Genomic DNA, 23,990 nt, shown 5'->3' on the forward strand with positions numbered 1-23,990 from the left:
ATCGGCAATGTTGCTCCGAAACTCAAACAGGAGGTCTCTATGTTCGACAAAAACAATAAGCTGCGACATAGCGTTTCATTGGCAGCCATGCTGGCACTCAGCGGGTTGAGCGCTGCGGCCTGGGCCGATGCCTATGAAGACGCCGCCAAGAAATGGATTGGCAGCGAGTTCAAACCGTCCACCCTCACGCCAGAGCAGCAGCTCGAAGAGCTGAAGTGGTTTATCAAGGCCGCCGAGCCGTTTCGCGGGATGAGCATCAAGGTGGTTTCGGAAACCATCGCGACCCACGAATATGAATCCAAAACGCTGGCCAAGGCCTTCACCGAAATCACCGGGATCAAGCTGACCCACGACCTGCTGCAGGAAGGCGACGTGGTGGAAAAGCTGCAAACCCAGATGCAATCGGACAAGAACATCTATGACGGCTGGGTCAACGACTCAGACCTGATCGGTACGCACTTTCGCTACGGCAAGACCGAATCGATCACCGACCTGATGGCTAACGAAGGCAAGGCTTACACCTCGCCGACGCTGGACATTAAAGACTTCATTGGCATCTCGTTCACTACCGCGCCGGACGGCAAGATCTATCAGTTGCCCGACCAGCAGTTCGCCAACCTCTACTGGTTCCGCGCCGACTGGTTTGAACGCGCGGACCTGAAAGCCAAGTTCAAGGAAAAGTACGGCTACGAGTTGGGCGTACCGGTGAACTGGTCGGCCTATGAAGACATCGCCAAGTTCTTCAGCGAAGACGTCAAGGAAATCGACGGCAAACGCGTTTACGGTCACATGGACTACGGCAAGAAAGACCCGTCTCTAGGCTGGCGCTTCACAGATGCCTGGTTCTCCATGGCCGGAGCCGGCGACAAAGGCATCCCCAATGGTTTGCCGGTGGACGAGTGGGGCATCCGCGTCGAGGACTGCCACCCGGTCGGTTCCAGCGTGACCCGCGGCGGCGACACCAACGGTCCGGCGGCGGTGTATGCGACCACCAAATACGTTGACTGGATGAAAAAATATGCGCCACCGGAAGCGGCGGGCATGACCTTCTCCGAGTCTGGCCCGGTACCGTCCCAGGGCAACATCGCCCAGCAGATCTTCTGGTACACCGCGTTTACCGCCGACATGACCAAACCGGGCTTGCCGGTGATGAATACCGACGGTACGCCGAAATGGCGGATGGCGCCGTCGCCAAAAGGCCCGTACTGGGAAGAGGGGATGAAGCTCGGTTATCAGGACGCCGGTTCCTGGACCTTCCTCAAATCCACGCCCGAGAAGCAAAAACTGGCGGCCTGGCTGTACGCGCAGTTCGTGACCTCGAAAACCGTGTCGCTGAAGAAAACCATCGTCGGCCTGACCCCGATCCGCGAGTCGGACATCAACTCGCAAGCCATGACCGACCTGGCGCCGAAACTCGGTGGGCTGGTGGAGTTCTACCGCAGCCCGGCCCGCGTGCAATGGACCCCGACCGGGACCAACGTGCCGGACTATCCGCGCTTGGCGCAACTGTGGTGGAGCCACATCGCCGAAGCGGCCAGTGGAGAGAAAACGCCACAACAGGCACTGGATGGTCTGGCCAAGGATCAGGATGCGATCATGACCCGTCTGGAACGCTCCAAGGTACAACCGACCTGCGGGCCGAAAATGAATCCGGAGCGGGATGCGCAGTACTGGTTCGATCAGCCGGGTGCGCCGAAAGCAAAACTGGCGAACGAGAAGCCTAAAGGCGAAACCGTGAGCTATGCCGAACTGCTTAAATCGTGGGAGGCGGCGCGTAAGTAATCGCGGGTTTGTGTGAGGCAAACGGCACCGAAAGGTGCCGTTCTTATTTGTGCCGGTCTCTATAGATGAAGATCAAAAGATCGCAGCCTTCGGCAGCTCCTACAGGGAATACGAAATCTATGTAGGAGCTGCCGAAGGCTGCGATCTTTTGATTCTGAAAAAACCACCTGAACCTAAGTCAACGCCGCCAGTTGTTGAACCGTCTCCGGAAAGCGCTCAACCAGCCGGATAAGCGTTGTCGCCTGGGCATTAGGTTTCGCCCGTCCTTGCTCCCAGTTCTCCAGCGTCCGGGTGTTGGTGCGCAAGTACATCGCAAACACCGGCCGGGAGAGATTCAGTTGCTGGCGGATGCCAATCACTTCCTCTGCCGTAATCGGAGCCAGTTTGGCCAGTTTTACTTTGTGCGTGCGTAGAGTGACTTTACCTTGGCGCTCATCGGCCAAGGCTTCAAAACCCTCTACCAGCTCGGAAAAAATGTCACGTTTCATCGCTCGTTCTCGCTTTGATTTCTCGATAAAGCATTTCTTTAAGCAGTTTTTTCTGTTGTGGCGTCAAATCGTCCTGCTCGTTCTTGCCATACAAGGTAAAGAGCCAGAATTGGTCGAAACCGGACCACCAGTAATAAATCACCCTCAGCCCACCGCGCTTGCCCTTGTTTCGCCGCTCATCCACCACTCGAATTTTGCGCAGACCTCCGGTGCCTTCGACGACATCTCCCGCTTCCGGGTTTTGCAGCAACTCCTGCTGGAACCGGTGAAACAGATCATCATCCAGGTAGTCACTTCGATGCTTTTGAAATACGGTTAATTCGATAAAAAGAGCGTCCATGTTCTGTACGTTACCTGCGTATATTTCTATCACAAGAATCGAATAGGTCAAGGCTTCTGTGCCTGCCCAATTCGGTCAAGCCATTACGTTAAAGTCGAAGGCAGGATCGGGATGTAGGACGCGGCTGATTCACCCGCGAGGCGATTCTGGATATCGGGGAGGTTCAAAACGGTATCTACACAATGCGTATTTCAATTCGGAATGTTTAAAAGTTGAGTTGGAAATACAGAACCTTCCCACAATGTTTTCAGGTTGTCCGTCGGACGTCCGGTCTCTAGCCTGTGCACGTCGCTGCCAATTCAGCGACCGGGACTGGAAACCCCGATTAGTAACAGTGGCGCCAACACGCCTTTCATAACGTATCCTTGCGCACCTTGAATGTGTGCACTCCGTTATGGCGGCTGTGCGTGGGAGACCTTCGGGTCGACCGGGTCGCCGCTGCCCGGGTTTCCAACCTGCGTACAGCTGCCACCTCTTCGTCCGGAAACCGAATGGGGCAGCTCCAACTTTTCAGTGGAGTTTCACCATGAAAAAACCAACACCCAACCCTCCCGAAACAGAAGCCGACGCAACGTCCCCCGACGCCTCCATCGACACCCAAAAACGCCCCGACGCCGCCGAACGCGTGCTCGATGACTACCTCAATCCCGCTGCCGAAATCATGGCCACGCCCTACACCCCCAATCAGATGTTTTTCGCCAACTCCAAAACCGACACCGAATCCCTGCTGGCCAATGCCAGCGAGTCATTGTCCTCGGCTACGGTCATGCTCGGTGACTTCGCCGCGCTACTGGAGGGCACCCATCGCAAGACCCTGCTGGGCATTGCGCAAGTGGTGATGCTGGGAGAGTTGGCGGTGAATCAGGCGTTGGATAACGTTGAGCCGGCAGGGTAAGTCGCCACGACGGATCGCAAAGAGGCAAAAAACGCGGCTCTACGAAGTGCCGCATTTTTTTTTAGATAGGCCGAGAACATGTTTCCGAGGAGTCAACTAAACCAGACCTGCAAATTCGGCCCATCCATAGAGAGCCAGAATGCCGATCAGGAAGCATGCATTCATCCGGTAAGGGATCTCGATCCACCGTCGCAGATGTGCTGGGAGTTTCCTGACATCTTCAATCGCGCGAGGATCATCCAGCAAAAGTCGAGAGGGCCGCTTGCGCAGGATCGCAGTGATCAGAGTCAGTCTGTACCGACGCCCCCAAAAGCCGTCTCCTCTATTCCGGCTGTTACTTTGAACGAGGTGACAGTTTTTGAGATGGGACTCAATTTCTGCCAACTTGAAAAGAATGACGTACAACATCATCACGAAGTTGGACAGGAGCATTGTCATTAAAGCAATTGCGATGGCAGCGAACAAAAGTTTCATGTCAATCATGGGTATTTGCTTCGTAAAGAATCTCACCTACAGAATCGCCAAGTTTTGATCCTGTATTACCTGCAATAGAGGCCGTCGCGCCACTTATGATCAATACACAAATCGCACCGCCGATTCCTCGTGTTCTCAAAGCAACGCCAGCGCAATACTCCATGGTAATGGGGGCGGTGTAGGTGGTTGCTGCTGCAGTGACTCCAACATTGCCCGCCAGTTTGCTCCCCTCAATGAATTTAACTTTCTGGCACTGTTCGTCTGTTCCTGTTCGGCACACTTCGTTGATTCGCATGCCTGCGGCGCCCGTTGCCAAGCCGATTCCTACATAACCTCCGGCCTGCATAAATTTTGCTGCCCGTGAGACACCTGCGATGTTGGAGGCATACCCGGGTAGTTGTGTCGGCGCTCCTGCCTTGTCCCAGTGGTGAATTGTTCTGCGACTCGACAATCCCAGAGCTCGCTTGAGTTTAGGATGATCCGCAATTCCGGTTCCTCTGCGTATCAGCGATCCAAGACCGCTACCAAGCTTCGCAAAAATACGTTTGCGCCGTGCAAAAAATTCTGGAGAGTGAAGATGCCCGTGCTGGCGGTATTGCTGTTGGTGCAGTTCCTCCATATCTCGTAGGGCTTTTTTCAAACCTTCCAGATGCTGTGCAACCATATAAGAAGCAACGCCCAGTGAGCCTGCCGATACTTCGACAAACGGCTCAATCACCTCATGGTGCTCAACCATGAACGAAGCCTCTTCATCCGTCAGATCCTTAAGCGCTTCATTCACTTTCTCCGCCGCCGCCATCATTTGCGCTTCTTCGCGACGGCACATGTAGTTGCGCGATTCGCTGAAGATAACCATTTGCCCTGGCTTACCCGTTCACCGAGATGGCGATTGAGCGAGCGGAACTCGCGGCGCAGCACATCGCTGGGTGTGATTTCGTACAGCGCGCGTTCCAGCGCTTCGAGGGTCATGGGTGTCTCGACGATGTGGAAGCCGGACTCTGCCGGTTTGGGCAGGGTGAAGGCGTGTTCTTCCACCAGATGCTCTGCCGGTGCTGGCTCGGGTTTAGGTTTGAAGGCGTTCCAGGAGGCTCCGCCGTTATCCGCAGCGACGCGCGGCTTCACCATTGCCCAGTCACCGTTACTGACGGCATCGATGAGTTTTCGCTGGTTGGCCCCTTGCATGTAGTTGGAGCGATTGAGGCCCACTGCGTTTAGCAGTTCGTCGAAGCCTGGCAGATCGTCCGGGCGGTTCAGTGCCTGTCGGAAGTCTTCCATGGCTTGGGAGGTGTCGAGTTCTTGGTCGCGTTGGCCATGGAGTTCACTTTTGGGGATGAGTCTGGTCACGTTCGTGTCCCGATCCGTAAAACGGGGGACTTTGGCGAGCAGCCTCAAGTTTGAATGCCGGGTGATTCTGTTTTAGGCGTAGGGGAAATCCGATTTATCCGCGCGCCACAGGTTAGGCAATAAAGCTGTAGGACGAAGCGGACAATTCGGCGAGAGCATCGGAGATTGCAGAAGAAGGGCAGGGCAGCAGTAACAAATCCCACAAACGCAAAAACGGCACCCGAAGGTGCCGTTTCTGTTTTCTGCCGAGTATCGCTTAAGCGATCAACCCGCCAACCCCGCCTGCTGAACCAGATTCAGCAACGGCTGCGGATACAGCCCGAGGAAGAACGCCAGTGCGGCGATGGCCAGCAGCATCACACCGCCTGCACGTTGTTCCCAGTGCAGTTGCGCATCGTGGCGACGCAGGTTCGGCTCGATCAGGAACAGGGTGACCATCACACGCAGGTAGTAGAAGACGCCGATGGCGCTGCCCAGTACCAGGGAACCGACCAGCCACCATTGGTGCGACTCGACACCGGTGGCGATGATGTAGAACTTGCCGATGAAGCCTGCGGTGAGCGGGATGCCGGCCAGGGACAGCATCATCACGGTCAGTACGGCGGTCAGGTACGGGCGGCGCCAGAACAGGCCGCGGTATTCGTACAGGGCGTCCGCATCACGGCCGTTGTACGGCGAGGACATCAGCGTGATCACGCCGAACGCGCCGAGGCTGGTGATCACGTAGGTGACCAGGTACACGCCGATGGCTTCCACGGCCAGACCCTTGCTCGCCACCAGGGCGATCAGCAGGTAACCGAAGTGAGCGATGGACGAGTAACCCAACAGACGCTTGAGGTTGCTTTGGGTCAGTGCCAGCAGGTTACCGAACAGGATCGACGCGATGGCGATGATGGTCAGCACGTCGCTCAGTACACCGCTGCTCGCCGCTGGTGAGATCTGGAACAGACGCACCATGACCGCGAACACGGCCACTTTCGAAGCGGTAGCCAGGAACGCCGCCACCGGTGCCGGAGCACCTTCGTAAACGTCAGGGGTCCAGAGGTGGAACGGTACCAGCGACAGCTTGAACGCCAGACCGATCAGCATCATGCCCAGGCCCAGTTGCGCCAGCGAACTTGGCAGGCCAGTAGCCGCAAGCGCTTGACCGATACCGACGAAGCTCAGGCTGCCGGAGTCGGCATACAGCAGGGCCATACCGAACAACAGGAACGCGGAACCGGCGGCCGACAGCACCATGTACTTGATACCGGCTTCCAGCGAACGCTTGTTGAAGAAGGCGTAAGCCACCAGACCGTAAACCGGTACCGAGAGCAGTTCCAGACCGATGAACAACCCGGCCAGGTGCTGCGCGCTGACCAGCACCAGGCCACCGGCGGCGGCCATCAGAATCAGCAGGTAAAGTTCTTCACGGTTGCCCGGATAACCCGAACCGCCATCGCCGAGGTAGGCGTGGGCGAGGGTCACACAAGCGAGGGTGGCGACCAGGATCAGCGCCATGTACAGGCAAGCGAAGGTGTCGATCTGCAGCAACGGGGTCACGGCCAGAGGCGCGACTTTCAGGGCTGGCAGGATCGACAGCAATGCCAGGTTCAAACCCGCCACGGAAATCAGGAAGGTCTGCGAGTGGTTGCGGCGCCAGGCAATCGCCAGCATCACCACGATGATCGTGGCGCTGGTGATCAACAACGGCGCAAGCGCGATAAAGTGTTGAGTCGTGAATTCCATAGCGCTCTTACCGGGCCGAAGCGAGTTGAGTGAAGGCGGTGCCGAGCCATTGCTGCACGCCATGCATCGTCGCAGCAGAGGTATCGAGGAACGGTTGCGGGTACACGCCGATGTAAATCAGCAATGCCGCCAGACCGACCACCATGATCAGTTCGCGACCATCCATGCCATGCAACACCGCGTCCGATTTGGATGGGCCGAAGTAGGCACGGTGGATCATGATCAGCGAGTAGACCGAACCGAACACCAGACCGGACGTCGCGATGATAGTGATCCATGGGGCGCTCGGGAACGAGCCGATCAGGATCAGGAACTCACCGACGAAGTTACCGGTACCCGGCAAGCCCAGGGACGCGGCTGCGAAGAACAGGCTGATGGCCGGCAGGTAAGCGATCTTCGACCACAGGCCACCCATTTCACGCATGTCGCGGGTGTGGGTGCGCTCGTACAACTGACCACTGAGGATAAAGAGTGCCGCGGCCGACAGACCGTGCGCCAGCATCTGCATCACTGCGCCCTGCAGCGCCAGTTGGCTGCCGGAGTAGATGCCGATCAACACGAAACCCATGTGGGAAACGGAGGAGTAGGCAATCAGACGCTTGATGTCGGTTTGTGCAAAGGCCAGGAACGCACCGTAGAAGATCCCGATCAGACCCAGGGTCATGGCGATCGGCGCAAACTCGGCCGAGGCATTCGGGAACAGCGGCAGGGCGAAACGCAGCAGACCGTAAGCCGCCGTTTTCAACAAGATACCGGCCAGGTCGACCGAACCCGCCGTCGGCGCCTGGGCGTGAGCATCAGGCAACCAGGAGTGGAACGGCACGACTGGCAACTTGACCGCGAAGGCGATGAAGAAGCCGAGCATCAGGATGTACTCGGTGGTCAGCGACATCTTGGTTTTCAACAGATCGGCGTAGTTGAACGTAATCACGCCGGTGTCGTTGAAGTTGACCAGTACCAGACCCAGGATCGCCACCAACATGATCAGGCCGGAAGCCTGAGTGAAGATGAAGAACTTGGTCGCCGCGTAGATCCGGGTTTTCTTGCCGTCCGAAGAACTGTGACCCCAGAGCGCGATGAGGAAGTACATCGGCACCAGCATCATTTCCCAGAAGAAGAAGAACATGAACAGGTCGAGGGCGAGGAACACGCCGACGACACCGCCCAGGATCCACATCAGGTTCAAGTGGAAGAAGCCAACGTGACGCTGGATCTCTTTCCACGAGCAGAGTACCGAGAGGATACCCAGCAGACCGGTCAGCAGGATCATCAACAGCGACAGGCCGTCGAGGGCCAGGTGCACGCTGATGCCGAAGCGCTCGATCCAGAGGTGCTTGAACTCAAGCACCCAGGTCGGATCGGCGCCAGGTGCCGGTGCAAATGAATAATCACCGTGGGCCCACAGCCAGAGGCCGAGAGCGAGTTCCAGGGTCATGGTCAACAGCGCAATCCAGCGGGGGAGGGTAGCGCCGAAGCGCTCACCCATCCAGCACAGCAGGCCGCCGATGAAGGGGATCAGGATTAGCCAAGGCAGAATCATGACGGGCTCAATTCCTTTCGCAAGTTCGCAAGGTTCATATCAGACCGCTACCAGCACGATGGCGCCGATGACCAGCACGGAGCCGGCAGCCATGGATGCCGCGTACCAACGCAGTTGACCGGTTTCGGTACGGCTCAGGGCGGTGTGGCCGCCTTTGGCCATACGCGGGATCAGACCGATAGTCTGGTCGAGCGGGTCTTTGCGCAGTCCGTGGGTGATCGCAAGGTAGGGCTTGACGAACAGTTTGTCGTAGATCCAGTCGAAGCCCCAGGCAGCGAACCACCAGGCCGAAAGGAAGCGGCCGATGCCGCTGTTGGCGATTGCAGTGACGAAACGACGCTTGCCGAGGAACAGCAGCGCGGCCAGCAGGATACCGGCCAGGGCGATGGCGCCCGAAGCGATTTCCAGACTGTGCTTGGCTTCGCCGCCGGCATGGCCAACGCTTTGTGGCAGCACACCGTGCAGTGGCGGAACGATCATCGCGCCGACGAAGGTCGACAGGACGATCAGCACCGACAGTGGCAGCCAGTGAGCGATGCCGTGACCGGCGTGTGCTTCGGTCTTCGCTTCACCGTGGAACGCGATGAAGATCAGGCGGAAGGTGTACAGCGACGTCATGAACGCGCCGACCAGACCTGCGTAAAGCAGACCGTGGTTGCCGCTGGCGAACGCTTCCCAGAGGATTTCGTCCTTGGAGTAGAAGCCTGCGGTCACCAGAGGAAGGGCAGACAACGCCGCGCCGCCGACGATGAAGCTGGCGTAAGCCAATGGCAGTTTCTTCCACAGGCCGCCCATCTTGAAGATGTTCTGCTCGTGGTGGCAGGCAACGATCACCGCGCCGGACGCAAGGAACAGCAGCGCTTTGAAGAAGGCGTGGGTCATCAGGTGGAAGATCGCGCCATCCCACGCGCCAACGCCCAGCGCCAGGAACATGTAGCCGATCTGGCTCATGGTCGAGTAGGCGAGGATACGTTTGATGTCGGTCTGCACCAGTGCGGCAAAACCGGCCAGCACCAGGGTCACACCACCCACAACGCCAACGAGGTGCAGGATGTCCGGCGCCAACGCAAACAGACCGTGAGTACGGGCGATCAGGTAAACACCGGCGGTCACCATGGTTGCGGCGTGGATCAGTGCCGAAACCGGAGTAGGACCGGCCATCGCATCCGCCAGCCAGGTTTGCAGCGGCAGTTGTGCGGATTTACCGACAGCGCCGCCCAGCAGCATCAGGGTGGCCATGACCATCCAGAAGTCGCCGGCCTGGAATTTCTGCGGTGCCAGCACCAGCAGTTCCTGGATATTCAGCGTGCCCAGTTGTGCGAACAGGATGAACAGGCCGATGGCCATGAACACGTCGCCGATACGGGTGACGATGAAGGCTTTCAGTGCCGCGTTACCGTTGTTGCGGTTGCTGTAGTAGAAACCGATCAACAGGTACGAGCACAGGCCCACGCCTTCCCAGCCGAAGTACAGGAACAACAGGTTATCGCCCAGCACCAGGAACAGCATGCTGGCGATAAACAGGTTGGTGTAGGCGAAGAAGCGCGAGTAACCGGCTTCACCGCGCATGTACCAGGACGCGAACAGGTGGATCAGGAAGCCGACGCCGACGACTACACCGAGCATGGTCAGGGAAAGACCATCCAGGTACAGCGCGAAGTTCGGCGTAAAGCCTTCCACCGCCATCCACTGCCACAACACCTGGGTGTAGTGACCGCCTTCAGGTGGCGCAACGTTGAATTGCCAGATCACATAAGCCGTGACGATGGCAGACAAGCCAATGGAGCCGACGCCAATCAGCGCCGACAGGTTTTCCGAAAAGCGGCCGCGTGAGAACGACAGCAGCAGGAAACCTATGAGAGGGAATACGAAAGTCAGATAGAGAAGATTCATCCGCGCATCTCGCTGGCAGCGTCGATATCGAGAGTGTGGAAGCGGCGATACAGCTGCAACAGAATCGCCAGGCCAATACTGGCCTCGGCGGCTGCCAGGCTGATCACCAGGATGAACATGATCTGTCCATCCGGCTGACCCCAGCGGCTACCGGCAACGATGAACGCCAGTGCGGAGGCATTCATCATGATCTCCAGGCTCATCAGCACGAAGAGAATGTTGCGGCGGACCATCAGGCCGACCAGACCGAGGCAGAACAGGATGCCGGCAACGGCGAGTCCATGCTCGAGAGGGATAGCAGGCATCGTCATTGCTCCTTGGCTTCGTTGCGGCCCAGGTGGAACGCCGTGACGGCTGCGGCAAGCAGCAGCATCGAGGCGAGTTCGACCACCAGCAGATAAGGACCGAACAGGCTGATGCCCACGGCCTTGGCGTCTACAGTGGTGTGGCCGATGGCCTGACCGCTGGCGTCGCTGAACAGCACGTACAGCAGTTCAACCAGCAGCAGGGTGCCGAGGGCGACCGGGCCGAGCCAGATGCCGGGCTTGAGCCAGACGCGCTCTTGCTGAACCGAGGCCGGGCCCAGGTTCAGCATCATCACCACGAACACGAACAGCACCATGATGGCGCCAGCGTAGGCGATCACTTCCAGAACACCGGCAAACGGTGCGCCGAGGGCGAAGAACGTCATCGCCACGGCAATCAGCGAAATGATCAGGTAGAGCAGGGCGTGCACAGGGTTGGTGTTGGTGATCACGCGAAGCGTGGACACAACAGCGATACCCGATGCGAAATAGAAAGCGAATTCCATCTTTCTTCCTTAAGGCAGCAAGCTCTTCACGTTGATCGGCTGGGCTTCATTCTGCGCGGAGCCTTTCGGCTTCCCGGCAATCGCCATACCTGCAACGCGATAGAAGTTGTAATCAGGGTTTTTGCCGGGGCCGGAGATCAGCAGATCTTCTTTCTCGTACACCAGGTCCTGACGTTTGAACTCGGCCATCTCGAAATCCGGTGTCAGCTGGATCGCGGTGGTCGGGCAGGCTTCCTCGCAGAGGCCGCAGAAAATGCAGCGCGAGAAGTTGATACGGAAAAACTCCGGGTACCAGCGACCGTCTTCGGTTTCAGCTTTCTGCAGCGAGATGCAACCGACCGGGCATGCCACGGCGCACAGGTTGCAGGCTACACAACGCTCTTCGCCATCAGGGTCGCGGGTCAGGACGATACGCCCACGAAAGCGCGGCGGCAGGTACACGGCTTCTTCCGGGTACTGCAGCGTGTCGCGCTTGCGGAAGGCATGGCCGAAGATCATCACCAGGCTGCGAAGCTGGGTGAAGAAGCCATGCACGATGTCAAAAATGTACTTCATGATTCTCTATCCTCACTGAGCCGCGACGGCGGGCGTGTTGAGCAACACGATCGCAGCGGTCACCAGCATGTTGACGAGGGTCAGCGGCAGGCAGAACTTCCAGCTGAAATCCATCACTTGGTCATACCGTGGGCGCGGGATCGAGGCGCGCAGCAGGATGAAGAACATGATGAAGAACGCGGTTTTCAGCGCGAACCAGATGAACGGGATCTGCGGCAGAATACCGAACGGACCGTGCCAGCCACCGAAGAACAAGGTCACCAGCAGCGCCGAAATCAACACGATGCCGATGTACTCGCCGACGAAGAACATGCCCCATTTCATGCCGGCGTATTCAATGTGGTAACCGTCGGCCAGTTCCTGTTCCGCTTCCGGCTGGTCGAACGGGTGACGGTGAGTCACGGCGACGCCGGCAATGAAGAAGGTCAGGAAACCGAAAATCTGCGGAATCACGAACCACAGGTTCTGCGCTTGATACTCAACGATGTCGCGCATGTTGAACGAGCCGACCTGGATCACGATGCCCATCAGCGACAGGCCCATGAACACTTCGTACGACACGGTTTGCGCCGAGGCCCGCAAGCTGCCCAACAGGGCGAACTTGTTGTTACTCGACCAGCCGGCGAACAACACCGCATAAACCGACAGACCGGCCATGGCGAAGAAGAACAGGATACCGATGTTGATATCCGCCACACCCCAGGTCGGGGTGATCGGGATGATCGCAAAGGCAATCAGCAACGAGCTCATGGCCACGACCGGCGCCAACGTGAAGATCACTTTGTCGGCGAACGGCGGCGTCCAGTCTTCCTTGAAGAACATCTTGATCATGTCGGCCGCAATCTGGAACGCGCCGAACGGGCCGACGCGGTTAGGACCGTAACGGTCCTGCCAGAGGGCGAGCAGACGACGCTCGACCCAGCTCAGCAGCGCGCCGCACACCACCACGGCGAGCAGAATCACGATGGCCTTGAGGACCGCGATGATCACGTCAATCACTTCAGGCGTGAACCAGGTCATTGAGCTGCCTCCTGCAGACCGTCAACGGATTTGCCGAAAATCGCTGGCGGAATGCCGGCGATACCGGCCGGCAAGGCGACCAGGCCGGCACCCAGCTCTTCGTTGATGCGCAGCGGCAGACGCAAGGTCTGGCCGGCCACGTTCAAGCTGAGCAGGGCGCCGTCATTGACACCCAGGCGGTCGGCTTCGGATTTGGCCAAAGCGACGTAAGCGGCCGGGATGCGTTCCTGAACCGGTGCGGCTTTGGAAGAGTTCTCTTCGCTGCCGAACAGGTGGAAGAACGGCACAACCTGCCAGGTGCCTTGAGCCGGGTTGAACGCGCGCGGAACACTGGCGAACCAGTTCAGCGAGTCACCAGTGCTTTCGATCAGGCGGGTGCCCGGGTCGCCAGCGCGGATGTGACCACCGACTTCGTCCTGGAACTTGTTCCAGGCTTGCGGCGAGTTCCAACCCGGAGACCAGGCGAATGGCACTTGCTGACGCGGTTCGACCGAGCCCGAGTAACCTTCCATGGAGAACGAGAACGCGGTGTCGTTATCCTGGGAAGTACGCGGTTCGTGCACGCTGATGTCGGCGCGCATGGCGGTGCGACCGGAGTAACGCAGCGGTTCGCGCGCCAGTTTCAGGCCTTTGATGCGGAACGCGGCGGACGGTGCCGCGTCGACGATGCGCGCCAGTTGTGGCGTGCTGGCGGCGCAGGCGGCGGTGACGTGGTCCAGTTGGGTCCAGTCGATCGGCTGGTTCAACAGGGTTGCGCGCAGGGCATGCAGCCAGCGCCAACCTTCGTGAACCAGGATGCTCGCGTCAAGGTAAGTCGGGTCGAACACCTGGAAGAAGCGCTGGGCGCGACCTTCCTGGCTGACCAGCGTACCGTCGCCTTCAGCGAAGCTGGCGGCTGGCAGGACCAGGTGCGCGCGATCGCTGGTAGCGGTTTTCTGATGATCCGCCACGATCACCACTTTCGCGGCGCTCAGGGCAGCATCGACAAGTGCTTTGTCGGTACGGATGTACAGATCGTTTTCCAGCACGACGATGGCGTCGGCCTTGCCATCGATCACGGCTTGCAGCGCTTCGTCGACCGAGTTGCCACCGAGCATGGCCAGGCCAAGGCTGTTGGCCTCTGGCACGATCAGGCTGATGGAACCGTTCTTCTCGCGCAGCTTCAGGGCTTTGGCGATGTTGGCGGCGGCTTCGATCAGGGCTTTGGAGCCCAGGGAAGTACCGGCAATGATCAGCGGACGCTTGGCTGCGAGCAGGGCGTCGGCAATACGCTTGGCGAGATCCAGTGCTTCGGTATCCAGGCCTTCAACCGCTGGAGCGCTGGCGTCGAGGGCGTGAGCCACGGCGAAACCGATGCGCGCCAGATCGTCTGGAGCGGCGTGAACGCATTCTTCAGCGATGTCGTCGAGCTTGGTTTCAGCCAGGCTGGCGATGAACAGCGGGTTCAGCGCGTTTTGACCGATGTTCTTCACGGCAGCGTCGAGCCAAGGCTGAACGCGCATGGCATCGGCCATGTCTTCGGCTTTGCCTTTGACCGATTGACGCAGGGACAGCGCCACACGGGCAGCGGTCTGGGTCAAGTCTTCGCCAAGAACGAAGATCGCATCGTGATCTTCGATGTCGCGCATGTTCGGGATCGGCAGCGGGCTGTCTTTCAACACCTGCATCACCAGACGAACGCGTTCCAGCTCAGCAGCTTCGATACCGGAGTAGAAGTGCTCGGCGCCGACCAGTTCGCGCAACGCGTAGTTGCTTTCGAGGCTGGCACGGGGCGAACCGATACCGACGATGTTGCGACCACGCAGCAGGTCAGCGGCTTTATCCAGCGCTTCGTCGAGCGTCAGCTTGGCGCCGTTGGCCAGCTTTGGCTGACGCGGGCGATCTTCGCGGTTGACGTAGCCGTAGCCGAAACGGCCACGGTCGCACAGGAAGTACTGGTTTACCGAGCCGTTGAAGCGGTTTTCAATACGACGCAGTTCACCGTAGCGCTCGCCCGGGGAGATGTTGCAACCGCTGGAGCAGCCATGGCAGATGCTCGGCGAGAACTGCATGTCCCACTTGCGGTTGTAGCGCTCGGAGTGAGTCTTGTCGGTGAACACACCGGTCGGGCAGACCTCGGTGAGGTTGCCTGAGAACTCGCTTTCCAGGGTGCCGTCTTCAACGCGACCGAAGTACACGTTGTCGTGGGCGCCGAATACGCCGAGGTCGGTGCCGCCGGCGTAGTCCTTATAGAAGCGCACGCAGCGGTAGCAAGCGATGCAGCGGTTCATTTCGTGGGAAATGAACGGGCCCAGTTGCTGGTTCTGGTGAGTGCGTTTGGTGAAGCGATAACGGCGCTCGTTGTGGCCGGTCATCACGGTCATGTCTTGCAGGTGGCAGTGACCGCCTTCTTCACAGACCGGGCAGTCGTGAGGGTGGTTGGTCATCAGCCATTCAACGACGCTGGCGCGAAACACTTTCGCTTCTTCGTCGTCGATGGAGATCCAGCTGCCGTCGGTAGCTGGCGTCATGCACGACATGACGATCCGACCACGCTTGTCGTTCTCGTCGGTGTACTGCTTGACCGCGCACTGGCGGCAAGCGCCTATGCTGCCTAGGGCTGGGTGCCAGCAGAAATAGGGGATATCGAGGCCTAGCGACAGACATGCCTGTAACAGGTTGTCTGCCCCATCGACTTCGAGCTCTTTGCCGTCTACGTGGATAGTGGCCATGGTTCAAAGTTCTTCGTTGGCCCGGTGTCAGCGGGCGTGGCTAATGGAATCTTGTTATCCGCGCGAATCAAAACAGCCGTTAAAGGCGTCATCGCGCGAAAAGCGAACGGCACGGACCGTTCGCTTTTTTTTAAGCGTTAAGCGCCGACTACGATCGGCCTTGCCAGAGGGGGGACGACGGCGCTGGTAGGCGCGATGCCGGCTTCGAACTCATGGCGGAAGTATTTGATTGCGCTGCCCAACGGTTCCACGGCGCCCGGTGCGTGAGCACAGAAGGTCTTGCCAGGGCCGAGGAAACCGACCAGACCCAGCAGGGTCTCGATATCGCCGGCTTGCCCTTCACCGTTCTCGATGGCGCGCAGAAGCTTGACGCTCCACGGCAAGCCGTCACGGCACGGGGTGCAGAAGCCGCAGGATTCGCGGGAGAAGAACTCTTCCATGTTGCGCAGCAGGGAAACCATGTTGACGCTGTCGTCCACCGCCATGGCCAGGCCGGTACCCATACGGGTGCCCACTTTGGCGATGCCGCCGGCGTACATTTGTGCGTCCAGGTGTTCCGGCAACAGGAAACCGGTACCGGCGCCGCCTGGCTGCCAGCACTTGAGCGTGTAACCGTCGCGCATGCCGCCGGCGTAGTCTTCGAACAACTCGCGACCGGTGACGCCGAACGGCAACTCCCACAGGCCCGGGTTCTTGACCTTGCCGGAGAAGCCCATGAGCTTGGTGCCCATGTCTTCACTGCCTTCACGTGCCAACGATTTGTACCAGTCCACGCCGTCGGCAATGATCGCCGGCACGTTGCACAGGGTTTCAACGTTGTTCACGCAGGTCGGCTTGCCCCACACGCCAACGGCGGCAGGGAAAGGCGGCTTGGAGCGCGGGTTGGCGCGGCGGCCTTCAAGGGAGTTGATCAGTGCGGTTTCTTCACCGCAGATGTAACGCCCGGCGCCGGTGTGGACGAACAGCTCGAAATCGAAGCCGCTGCCCAGGATGTTTTTACCCAGCAGACCGGCTGCCTTGGCTTCTTCCACGGCACGGTTCAGGTGCTTGGCGGCGGTGGTGTATTCGCCACGCAGGAAGATGTAGGCACGGTAGGTTTTCAGCGCGCGAGCACTGATCAGCATGCCTTCAATCAGCAGATGAGGCAGTTGCTCCATCAGCATGCGGTCTTTCCAGGTGTTCGGTTCCATCTCGTCCGCGTTGCACAGCAAGTAGCGGATGTTGATGGATTCGTCTTTCGGCATCAGGCCCCACTTAACGCCCGTGGGGAAGCCTGCACCGCCGCGACCTTTAAGGCCGGCGTCTTTCACGGTCTGGACGATGTCGTCCTGGGCCATGTCGGCGAAGGCTTTGCGCGCAGCCGCGTAGCCGTTCTTGGCTTGGTACTCGTCGAGCCACACGGCTTCGCCGTCGTCACGCAAACGCCAGGTCAGCGGGTGAGTCTCGGCCGACCGCTTGATGCGGTTGGCAGGACCGAAGGAAGTCAGGGTCATACGTAGCCCTCGAGCAATTTGGCAACGCCGGCAGGCTGCACATCACCGAAAGTGTCATCGTCGATCATCAACGCCGGCGCCTTGTCGCAGTTGCCGAGGCAGCAGACCGGCAGCAGGGTGAAACGACCGTCTGCGGTGGTCTGACCCAGGCCGATGCCCAGATTGCTCTGGATTTCGCTGACAACCGATTCGTGGCCGCCGATGTAGCAAACCATGCTGTCGCAGACACGGATGATGTGACGGCCAACCGGCTGACGGAAGATCTGGCTATAGAAAGTAGCCACCCCTTCAACGTCGCTGGCCGGAATGCCGAGGATCTCGCCAATGGCGTAGAGCGCGCCATCAGGCACCCAACCACGTTCCTTCTGGACGATTTTCAGGGCTTCGATCGACGCCGCGCGCGGGTCTTCGTAGTGATGCAGCTCGTGCTCGATGGCCGAGCGCTCGGTTTCACTCAAGGTGAAACGGTCTGTCTGGATAAGCGTGCTGTTCATGCTTAGCGGTCCACGTCGGCCATAACGAAATCGATACTACCCAGGTACGCAATCAAGTCCGCGACCATGCTGCCTTTGATCACCGAAGGGATCTGCTGCAGGTGCGGGAAGCTTGGGGTGCGAATCCGGGTGCGGTAGCTCATGGTGCCGCCATCGCTCGTCAGGTAATAACTGTTGATGCCCTTGGTCGCTTCGATCATCTGGAAGGATTCGTTGGCCGGCATGACCGGGCCCCACGAAACTTGCAGGAAGTGCGTGATCAGGGTCTCGATGTGCTGCAGCGTGCGCTCTTTCGGCGGCGGCGTGGTCAGCGGGTGATCCGCCTTGTACGGGCCTTCCGGCATGTTGCGCATGCACTGCTCGATGATCTTCAAGCTCTGGCGCATTTCTTCGACACGTACGATGCAACGGTCATAGGCATCGCCATTGGCCGCCAGCGGGACTTCGAATTCGAAGTTCTCGTAGCCGGAGTACGGGCGAGCTTTACGCAGGTCGAAGTCGCAACCGGTCGAACGCAGGCCAGAACCGGTGACGCCCCATTCCAGGGCCTCTTTGGTGTTGTAGGCCGCGACGCCGATGGTCCGGCCACGCAGGATGCTGTTGTCCAATGCGGCTTTCTGGTATTCGTCCAGACGCTTCGGCATCCACTCGATGAAGTCTTTCACCAGCTTTTCCCAGCCGCGTGGCAGGTCGTGGGCGACGCCACCGATGCGGTACCAGGCCGGGTGCAGACGGAAACCGGTAATGGCTTCGATCACCGTGTACGCCTTTTGACGGTCGGTGAACGTGAAGAACACCGGGGTCATGGCGCCGACGTCCTGGATGTAAGTCCCCAGGAACAGCAGGTGGCTGGTGATCCGGAAGAACTCGGCCATCATGATGCGGATGACGTCGACCTTCTCGGGCACTTTGATGCCGGCCAGCTTCTCGACAGAGAGCACGTACGGCAGGTTGTTCATCACGCCGCCGAGGTAGTCGATACGGTCGGTGTACGGAATGAAGCTGTGCCAGGACTGACGCTCGGCCATCTTCTCGGCACCACGGTGGTGGTAACCGACGTCCGGCACGCAGTCGACGATCTCTTCACCGTCAAGTTGCAGGATGATGCGGAACGCACCGTGCGCGGAAGGGTGGTTAGGACCGAGGTTGAGGAACATGTAGTCCTCGTTCGCACCGGAACGCTTCATGCCCCAGTCTTCAGGCTTGAAGCGCGCGGCTTCTTCCTCAAGCTGTTGTTTGGCCAGCGTCAGGCTGAACGGGTCGAACTCGGTGGCACGGGCCGGGAAGTCCTTGCGCAGCGGGTGACCTTCCCAGGTCGGCGGCATCATGATGCGGGTCAGGTGCGGGTGGCCGGCAAAGTCGATGCCGTACATGTCCCACACTTCACGCTCGTACCAGTTGGCGTTCGGCCAGATACCGGTCACGGTCGGCACGCTCAGGTCGCTCTCGGACAAGGCGACCTTGATCATTACGTCACTATTACGTTCGATCGACATCAAGTGATAGAACACTGTGAAGTCGGCGCCGCTTGGCAGCCCTTGACGCTTGGTGCGCAGACGCTCGTCCACGCCGTGCAGGTCATAGAGCATGACGTACGGCTTGGGCAGGTTGCGCAGGAAGGTCAGGACTTCGACGAGTTTGGCACGGGCAACCCAAAGCACCGGCATGCCGGTGCGGGTAGGCTGGGCGGTGAACGCCTCGGGGCCAAAACGGTTATTCAGTTCGACGACCACATCCTGGTCGTCTGCCTTATAAGGCGGGATGTACAGAGCACTGCCTGTAGTCATGGTTATTTATCGCTTTCGGTCAACGTAAAGAATGAAGCCAGTGTCTCGTTCTATAAAAGAAGCAGATCTGGATCAGACTTCGTCGGGGCTGCGCAGGTTGGTGACTGCGATTCGCTGTTCGCGGCGCTGTTCCTTTTGCGAAGGCATCTCGGCGCGGTACACGCCTTGATCGCCGACGACCCAGGAAAGCGGACGACGCTCCTGTCCAATCGACTCTTGCAAGAGCATCAAGCCTTGCAGAAAAGCTTCAGGGCGGGGCGGGCAGCCAGGCACGTAGACGTCCACGGGCAGGAACTTGTCCACCCCTTGAACGACGGAGTAGATGTCGTACATGCCACCGGAGTTGGCGCACGAACCCATGGAGATAACCCATTTAGGTTCGAGCATTTGCTCGTAGAGACGCTGAATGATCGGCGCCATCTTGATGAAGCAGGTACCGGCGATAACCATGAAATCCGCCTGACGCGGCGATGCCCGGATAACCTCGGCGCCAAAGCGCGCGATGTCGTGGGGCGCCGTGAAGGCGGTGGTCATTTCCACGTAGCAGCACGAAAGACCGAAGTTATACGGCCACAGGGAGTTCTTGCGCCCCCAGTTGATCGTGCCGTTAAGCACGTCTTCGAGCTTGCCCATGAAAATGTTTTTGTGAACTTGATCTTCTAACGGATCGGAAACGGTTTCCCGTTCGCCAATCGGATACTGCTCGTTAGGAGCATCGGGGTCGATCCTGGTGAGATTGTATTGCATTGCCAAAGCCTCATTGTTTCAGCTTCGCCTGCCGCTTGCGACGAGCTTCCGGAGCCCAGTCAAGGGCGCCCACTCGGAACAGGTAGACAAGACCTGCCAACAGAATTGCTATGAAAACGAGAGCTTCGACGAATCCGGTCCAGCCGCTTTCGCGGACGGACACAGACCAGGCAAAGAGAAAGAGGGCTTCGATATCGAAGATCACGAAGAGCATCGCGACCAGATAGAATTTGGCTGAGAGCCGCAAGCGGGCGCCACCTGTAGGTAGCATGCCGGACTCGAACGGTTCGTTTTTGCTGCGGCCCCAGGCTTTTGACCCGAGGAGGCTGGAGACGCCGAGCATGAAGGCACAAAGGCCGACGACGCCCAAAAGGAAAATAGCAAAGCCCCAGTTGTGGGCCATGAGTCCTGTCGCTTCGGGCATGCTGGTAATCCTTAACAGAGAGCAAAGGTCTCTGAGCTTGAAAAGAAACAAAGCAGTGACGATATGTCGCAGCAATCAATCCCGCTGATTTTATGGCACATCACCGTGCAAGTAAAATTCCTATAGCGAAATTATTTATAGGAATAAGGACATAGCGCACCTCCAAAGCCTCGCAGCCCATGCGTTGCGGGCATTAGCCGGGATTTCATCAATATTGTTTTGTAGGGAATGTAACGAACATAGTTGCGGCTAAATGATAATCAATATTGTTTGCGATGGTTTTTAAACTGTTTAACGGGCGGGTGAGCGGGAAGTTGTCTTATATAGCTGTTATTGCAAGTAGCGGCGACGCACGTTTTACCGCTTTTTTCTGATCGTGATGCCGCTCTGGATCAATGTTTTTTGAGCGCGCAGCCCACCCCGTAGGAGCGAGGCTTGCCCGCGAAGAACGATGACGCGGTATCCCTGTGGCACCGCGGCGCATTCTTCGCGGGCAAGCCTCGCTCCTACGGGGTGGTGGTGTTCACTAAATCGCGGGCAAAAAAACGCCCCGAACCAGTCGGGGCGTCAGTTGTGCGACGTTGCGGTTAGCTTTCTATTCGGTCCGCAACGGCCGTTTGCTCAGGCGAATCAGATCAGTGGAACTGCTCTTCTTCCGTCGAACCGGTCAGTGCGGTTACCGAGGACGAGCCACCTTGAATCACAGTGGTCATGTCGTCGAAGTAGCCGGTGCCCACTTCCTGCTGGTGAGCCACGAAGGTGTAACCCTTGGCAGCGTCAGCGAACTCTTGCTCTTGCAGCTTCACGTAGGCAGTCATGTCGTTACGGGCGTAGTCGTGCGCCAGGTTGAACATGCTGTGCCACATGTTGTGAATGCCGGCCAAGGTGATGAACTGGTGCTTGTAACCCATGGCGGACAGTTCGCGCTGGAACTTGGCGATGGTCGCGTCGTCCAGGTTTTTCTTCCAGTTGAAGGAAGGCGAGCAGTTGTACGACAGCAGTTGGTCCGGGTATTCCTTTTTGATCGCTTCGGCGAAGCGACGCGCCTCGTCCAGATCCGGCTTGGCGGTTTCGCACCAGATCAGATCGGCGTACGGCGCGTAGGCCAGGCCGCGGGAGATTGCCTGGTCGAGACCAGCGCGCACTTTGTAGAAACCTTCCTGAGTACGTTCGCCAGTCACGAACTCTTTGTCGTACGGGTCGCAATCGGAAGTCAGCAGGTCAGCCGCGTTAGCGTCGGTACGGGCCAGAATGATGGTCGGAGTACCGGCAACGTCAGCAGCCAAGCGAGCAGCGGTCAGCTTCTGTACAGCTTCCTGGGTAGGAACCAGTACCTTGCCGCCCATGTGGCCGCATTTTTTCACCGAAGCCAGTTGGTCTTCGAAGTGAACGCCGGCGGCGCCTGCTTCGATCATGCTCTTCATCAGCTCGTAAGCGTTCAGAACGCCGCCGAAACCGGCTTCAGCGTCAGCCACGATCGGCGCGAAGTAGTCGATGTAACCTTCGTCGCCCGGGCCTTTGCCGGCTTTCCACTGGATCTGGTCAGCACGACGGAACGAGTTGTTGATGCGCTTGACCACGGTTGGAACCGAGTCCACCGGGTACAGCGATTGGTCCGGGTACATCGATTCGGCGGAGTTGTTGTCCGCAGCAACCTGCCAGCCCGACAGGTAGATCGCCTGGATGCCGGCTTTGACTTGTTGTACAGCCTGGCCACCGGTCAGGGCGCCCATGCAGTTGACGAAATCTTTATCAGGGCGGAAGGATGGCTTGGCGCCCTGGGTGACCAGGTTCCACAGCTTCTCGGCGCCCAGTTTTGCAAAGGTGTGCTCAGGTTGAACCGAACCGCGCAGGCGGACGACGTCAGCAGCGGAGTAAGCGCGTGTCACGCCTTTCCAGCGTGGGTTTTCAGCCCAATCTTTTTCGAGGGCTGCAATTTGCTGTTCGCGTGTCAGTGCCATGGAGATAAACCTCGTCGCGTCTTTAATCGAAAGTGGTTCTGGGTGGACAATTCCTGCGTGCCAGTTACGCGTAAAAGGGCATAAAAGGCTGCTCGCTGACCAGAAGCTTAGGTGGTCAAGTCGGATTTGGCGGGGATGGCGACGGGATGAACGATGGGCTCGAGGGGAAGTGAGCAGGTAAGGGCGAACTGGCGAGCGGATTCGGGCGTCGTGGGCCTTTATACGAACTTCAGTGTGGAGCCGGGTTACCTAATTACGCTTCCGTCCCTCGGGACAACTTCGTTCCAGTCGGCAACCTCGTCAAACACACCTTGTGGGCGGTACAGACACGAAACGGCTCGCGGGGTAGATGCGAGCAGCGCCTCGAAGGCCCTTGCCAGGGCCCCTGATTAGCGGGAGCGAGGCCATCATGCCTTTGCTTTTTTCGATCGTCAAACGTTTTGTAGTGCTTTTTTTCAGGCACTACATCTTTGGTCTAATAAGACTAATCAGTCAGTTTTCGGTGGTTTAGTCCAAAGTATCGACTTTCACCCGCAGGGTCATGTCATCCCGGCCCTGAGTCGAGTAGCTGTGGGTCAGGCTCTGTTTGTCGGCCTGAGTCTGGCGGTTTACGCCGGCCAGAGTGATCCACTCACCCAGTCGCCCGGTGACAGTTGTGTCGGTGCTTTGCACATTCACTACATCGGGACGTTCCTGGCTGATGCGGTCACGGTTGGTACTGATCGACAGGTGAACGATGTCGCCGGTGACGCTGGCAGTGACGTAGAAACCCTGGGTAACGTTGCGGTATTCAGTTTGGCTGCGCAGATCACCGTAGGAGTCGGTTTGACTGCTGGTGAGCGGCACGCTTTGGCCGACCTGAATCAGTGCCGGTGCGCCTTCGCTGGCCTGAATCTGCTGGATGCCGCCATCGCGGCTGTCGGTGCTGCGATTGATGATGCGCGTCTGGCTCGGTTTGGCACCGTTCACCGAGTAACCCTGGTCGCCCTGGAAGTTGTTTTCGTTGGTGTCGACGGTGATCAGCAGGCGTTTGGGTTGGGTATCGAGTTGCGAAATCAGGGCTTTAAGTTCGTCGATCTTGCGCTGATCGGCATTGACGATAAGTTGGTTGCCGTAGGCGCTGACCTGGCCGTCCTTGCCGATGAAATCCTGTGCCATCGGCAGCATATCGGCGCTGGTGTGGTAGTTCAGTGGCACAATCTCGGTGGCTGCCATGGCTGAAAAACTGCAAGTCAGCAACAGCGTGGTGAGCAGGGTGCGTAGGGACATATCCGTTATCTCCGACATCTTGAAGTGTTGATATTGCCAGTTTGTCGGCCCGGCGTGGGGCAAGTTGAATCGCAGACAACAAAACGCCCCGGCATCCAAGGATGGCGGGGCGTTTTGTGGTGTTCTTCAGGGCCTTGTGGCGAGGGGGTTTAGCGAAACGTCGCACCGCCCAGTTGGGTCGCGAAGCGACCCCAAAACATCAATCACAGTGCATCAGGTGCACCGCATGTCTCG

At 58.6% G+C, this 23,990-nt stretch carries 22 protein-coding genes; 2 read left to right on the plus strand and 20 right to left on the minus strand.

Annotated features, from left to right (window positions below; genetic code table 11):
- The first annotated feature begins 39 nt into the window (after nucleotides 1-39).
- Nucleotides 40-1,782, plus strand: a complete 1,743-nt coding sequence (locus EYC95_RS22890) for an ABC transporter substrate-binding protein (protein WP_131062348.1) — start codon at nucleotides 40-42, stop codon at nucleotides 1,780-1,782.
- Between the two features lie 173 nt (nucleotides 1,783-1,955).
- Here EYC95_RS22890 and EYC95_RS22895 read toward each other — a convergent pair whose 3' ends face one another.
- The gene (locus EYC95_RS22895) at nucleotides 1,956-2,270 is read right to left on the minus strand and encodes a DNA-binding transcriptional regulator (RefSeq protein ID WP_131062349.1); all 315 of its coding nucleotides are present in this window, start codon (nucleotides 2,268-2,270) and stop codon (nucleotides 1,956-1,958) included.
- A complete protein-coding gene (locus EYC95_RS22900; protein WP_131062350.1) occupies nucleotides 2,260-2,610 on the minus strand; it encodes a toxin in 351 nt (116 codons plus the stop codon). The genes EYC95_RS22895 and EYC95_RS22900 overlap by 11 nt, the downstream gene beginning before the upstream one ends.
- A gap of 526 nt (nucleotides 2,611-3,136) precedes the next feature.
- Here EYC95_RS22900 and EYC95_RS22910 point away from each other — a divergent pair.
- Nucleotides 3,137-3,505, plus strand: coding sequence for a DUF6124 family protein (locus tag EYC95_RS22910; RefSeq protein WP_131062352.1), 369 nt, complete (start codon nucleotides 3,137-3,139; stop codon nucleotides 3,503-3,505).
- A 96-nt stretch (nucleotides 3,506-3,601) separates the two neighbouring features.
- Here EYC95_RS22910 and EYC95_RS22915 read toward each other — a convergent pair whose 3' ends face one another.
- From EYC95_RS22915 to EYC95_RS23000, 18 genes are all read right to left on the minus strand, one after another.
- A complete protein-coding gene (locus EYC95_RS22915) occupies nucleotides 3,602-3,988 on the minus strand; it encodes a hypothetical protein (RefSeq protein WP_131062353.1) in 387 nt (128 codons plus the stop codon).
- On the minus strand, nucleotides 3,981-4,835 hold the full coding sequence (locus EYC95_RS22920) for a hypothetical protein (RefSeq protein WP_165557496.1): 855 nt from the start codon (nucleotides 4,833-4,835) through the stop codon (nucleotides 3,981-3,983). The genes EYC95_RS22915 and EYC95_RS22920 overlap by 8 nt, the downstream gene beginning before the upstream one ends.
- The gene (locus EYC95_RS22925) at nucleotides 4,778-5,323 is read right to left on the minus strand and encodes a hypothetical protein (protein WP_131062355.1); all 546 of its coding nucleotides are present in this window, start codon (nucleotides 5,321-5,323) and stop codon (nucleotides 4,778-4,780) included. Before EYC95_RS22925 ends, EYC95_RS22920 begins: the two co-directional genes overlap by 58 nt.
- Before the next feature lie 264 nt (nucleotides 5,324-5,587).
- Entirely contained in the window at nucleotides 5,588-7,051 is a 1,464-nt protein-coding gene (nuoN, locus tag EYC95_RS22930) for an NADH-quinone oxidoreductase subunit NuoN (protein WP_131062356.1), read from the minus strand.
- Nucleotides 7,052-7,058: 7 nt separating this feature from the next.
- Nucleotides 7,059-8,591 (minus strand): NADH-quinone oxidoreductase subunit M, encoded by a 1,533-nt coding sequence (nuoM, locus tag EYC95_RS22935; protein ID WP_131062357.1) that lies wholly within the window; start codon nucleotides 8,589-8,591, stop codon nucleotides 7,059-7,061.
- A 39-nt stretch (nucleotides 8,592-8,630) separates the two neighbouring features.
- Nucleotides 8,631-10,484: an NADH-quinone oxidoreductase subunit L gene (nuoL, locus tag EYC95_RS22940; RefSeq protein WP_131062358.1), complete on the minus strand. Its 1,854-nt coding sequence runs from the start codon at nucleotides 10,482-10,484 to the stop codon at nucleotides 8,631-8,633.
- On the minus strand, nucleotides 10,481-10,789 hold the full coding sequence (gene nuoK / locus EYC95_RS22945; RefSeq protein WP_010458852.1) for an NADH-quinone oxidoreductase subunit NuoK: 309 nt from the start codon (nucleotides 10,787-10,789) through the stop codon (nucleotides 10,481-10,483). Before nuoK ends, nuoL begins: the two co-directional genes overlap by 4 nt.
- 2 nt (nucleotides 10,790-10,791) lie before the next feature.
- Nucleotides 10,792-11,295, minus strand: a complete 504-nt coding sequence (nuoJ, locus tag EYC95_RS22950; protein ID WP_007905076.1) for an NADH-quinone oxidoreductase subunit J — start codon at nucleotides 11,293-11,295, stop codon at nucleotides 10,792-10,794.
- Between the two features lie 9 nt (nucleotides 11,296-11,304).
- Entirely contained in the window at nucleotides 11,305-11,850 is a 546-nt protein-coding gene (nuoI, locus tag EYC95_RS22955) for an NADH-quinone oxidoreductase subunit NuoI (RefSeq protein WP_218244332.1), read from the minus strand.
- Nucleotides 11,851-11,862: 12 nt separating this feature from the next.
- Nucleotides 11,863-12,870, minus strand: coding sequence for an NADH-quinone oxidoreductase subunit NuoH (gene nuoH, locus EYC95_RS22960; protein WP_131062359.1), 1,008 nt, complete (start codon nucleotides 12,868-12,870; stop codon nucleotides 11,863-11,865).
- The gene (nuoG, locus tag EYC95_RS22965; protein WP_131062360.1) at nucleotides 12,867-15,581 is read right to left on the minus strand and encodes an NADH-quinone oxidoreductase subunit NuoG; all 2,715 of its coding nucleotides are present in this window, start codon (nucleotides 15,579-15,581) and stop codon (nucleotides 12,867-12,869) included. The genes nuoH and nuoG overlap by 4 nt, the downstream gene beginning before the upstream one ends.
- A gap of 137 nt (nucleotides 15,582-15,718) precedes the next feature.
- The gene (gene nuoF / locus EYC95_RS22970; protein ID WP_131062361.1) at nucleotides 15,719-17,074 is read right to left on the minus strand and encodes an NADH-quinone oxidoreductase subunit NuoF; all 1,356 of its coding nucleotides are present in this window, start codon (nucleotides 17,072-17,074) and stop codon (nucleotides 15,719-15,721) included.
- Entirely contained in the window at nucleotides 17,071-17,568 is a 498-nt protein-coding gene (gene nuoE, locus EYC95_RS22975; RefSeq protein ID WP_007946422.1) for an NADH-quinone oxidoreductase subunit NuoE, read from the minus strand. The genes nuoF and nuoE overlap by 4 nt, the downstream gene beginning before the upstream one ends.
- A 2-nt stretch (nucleotides 17,569-17,570) precedes the next feature.
- Nucleotides 17,571-19,355: an NADH-quinone oxidoreductase subunit C/D gene (gene nuoC, locus EYC95_RS22980; RefSeq protein ID WP_131062362.1), complete on the minus strand. Its 1,785-nt coding sequence runs from the start codon at nucleotides 19,353-19,355 to the stop codon at nucleotides 17,571-17,573.
- Nucleotides 19,356-19,427: 72 nt separating this feature from the next.
- Nucleotides 19,428-20,102: an NADH-quinone oxidoreductase subunit B family protein gene (locus tag EYC95_RS22985; RefSeq protein WP_008146035.1), complete on the minus strand. Its 675-nt coding sequence runs from the start codon at nucleotides 20,100-20,102 to the stop codon at nucleotides 19,428-19,430.
- Between the two features lie 10 nt (nucleotides 20,103-20,112).
- Entirely contained in the window at nucleotides 20,113-20,526 is a 414-nt protein-coding gene (locus tag EYC95_RS22990; protein WP_003223812.1) for an NADH-quinone oxidoreductase subunit A, read from the minus strand.
- A gap of 635 nt (nucleotides 20,527-21,161) precedes the next feature.
- Nucleotides 21,162-22,487 carry an isocitrate lyase gene (gene aceA / locus EYC95_RS22995; protein WP_131062363.1) on the minus strand — a complete coding sequence of 442 codons (1,326 nt, stop codon included), beginning with the start codon at nucleotides 22,485-22,487 and terminating at the stop codon, nucleotides 21,162-21,164.
- Nucleotides 22,488-22,994: 507 nt separating this feature from the next.
- Nucleotides 22,995-23,756: a secretin N-terminal domain-containing protein gene (locus EYC95_RS23000; protein ID WP_131062364.1), complete on the minus strand. Its 762-nt coding sequence runs from the start codon at nucleotides 23,754-23,756 to the stop codon at nucleotides 22,995-22,997.
- Between the last annotated feature and the right edge of the window lie 234 nt (nucleotides 23,757-23,990).

Origin of the sequence: Pseudomonas sp. BGI-2 (assembly GCF_004310295.1) — a bacterium.
Taxonomy (GTDB): Bacteria; Pseudomonadota; Gammaproteobacteria; order Pseudomonadales; family Pseudomonadaceae; genus Aquipseudomonas.

Excerpts from the sequence above, each read along its gene's own strand:
- EYC95_RS22890 (WP_131062348.1), top strand. The coding sequence starts at position 40 with ATGTTCGACAAAAACAATAAGCTGCGACATAGCGTTTCATTGGCAGCC.
- EYC95_RS22895 (WP_131062349.1), bottom strand. The coding sequence starts at position 2,270 with ATGAAACGTGACATTTTTTCCGAGCTGGTAGAGGGTTTTGAAGCCTTG.
- EYC95_RS22900 (WP_131062350.1), bottom strand. The coding sequence starts at position 2,610 with ATGGACGCTCTTTTTATCGAATTAACCGTATTTCAAAAGCATCGAAGT.
- EYC95_RS22910 (WP_131062352.1), top strand. The coding sequence starts at position 3,137 with ATGAAAAAACCAACACCCAACCCTCCCGAAACAGAAGCCGACGCAACG.
- EYC95_RS22915 (WP_131062353.1), bottom strand. The coding sequence starts at position 3,988 with ATGATTGACATGAAACTTTTGTTCGCTGCCATCGCAATTGCTTTAATG.
- EYC95_RS22920 (WP_165557496.1), bottom strand. The coding sequence starts at position 4,835 with ATGGTTATCTTCAGCGAATCGCGCAACTACATGTGCCGTCGCGAAGAA.
- nuoN (WP_131062356.1), bottom strand. The coding sequence starts at position 7,051 with ATGGAATTCACGACTCAACACTTTATCGCGCTTGCGCCGTTGTTGATC.
- nuoM (WP_131062357.1), bottom strand. The coding sequence starts at position 8,591 with ATGATTCTGCCTTGGCTAATCCTGATCCCCTTCATCGGCGGCCTGCTG.
- nuoL (WP_131062358.1), bottom strand. The coding sequence starts at position 10,484 with ATGAATCTTCTCTATCTGACTTTCGTATTCCCTCTCATAGGTTTCCTG.
- nuoK (WP_010458852.1), bottom strand. The coding sequence starts at position 10,789 with ATGCCTGCTATCCCTCTCGAGCATGGACTCGCCGTTGCCGGCATCCTG.
- nuoJ (WP_007905076.1), bottom strand. The coding sequence starts at position 11,295 with ATGGAATTCGCTTTCTATTTCGCATCGGGTATCGCTGTTGTGTCCACG.
- nuoI (WP_218244332.1), bottom strand. The coding sequence starts at position 11,850 with ATGAAGTACATTTTTGACATCGTGCATGGCTTCTTCACCCAGCTTCGC.
- nuoH (WP_131062359.1), bottom strand. The coding sequence starts at position 12,870 with ATGACCTGGTTCACGCCTGAAGTGATTGACGTGATCATCGCGGTCCTC.
- nuoG (WP_131062360.1), bottom strand. The coding sequence starts at position 15,581 with ATGGCCACTATCCACGTAGACGGCAAAGAGCTCGAAGTCGATGGGGCA.
- nuoF (WP_131062361.1), bottom strand. The coding sequence starts at position 17,074 with ATGACCCTGACTTCCTTCGGTCCTGCCAACCGCATCAAGCGGTCGGCC.
- nuoE (WP_007946422.1), bottom strand. The coding sequence starts at position 17,568 with ATGAACAGCACGCTTATCCAGACAGACCGTTTCACCTTGAGTGAAACC.
- nuoC (WP_131062362.1), bottom strand. The coding sequence starts at position 19,355 with ATGACTACAGGCAGTGCTCTGTACATCCCGCCTTATAAGGCAGACGAC.
- EYC95_RS22985 (WP_008146035.1), bottom strand. The coding sequence starts at position 20,102 with ATGCAATACAATCTCACCAGGATCGACCCCGATGCTCCTAACGAGCAG.
- EYC95_RS22990 (WP_003223812.1), bottom strand. The coding sequence starts at position 20,526 with ATGCCCGAAGCGACAGGACTCATGGCCCACAACTGGGGCTTTGCTATT.
- aceA (WP_131062363.1), bottom strand. The coding sequence starts at position 22,487 with ATGGCACTGACACGCGAACAGCAAATTGCAGCCCTCGAAAAAGATTGG.
- EYC95_RS23000 (WP_131062364.1), bottom strand. The coding sequence starts at position 23,756 with ATGTCCCTACGCACCCTGCTCACCACGCTGTTGCTGACTTGCAGTTTT.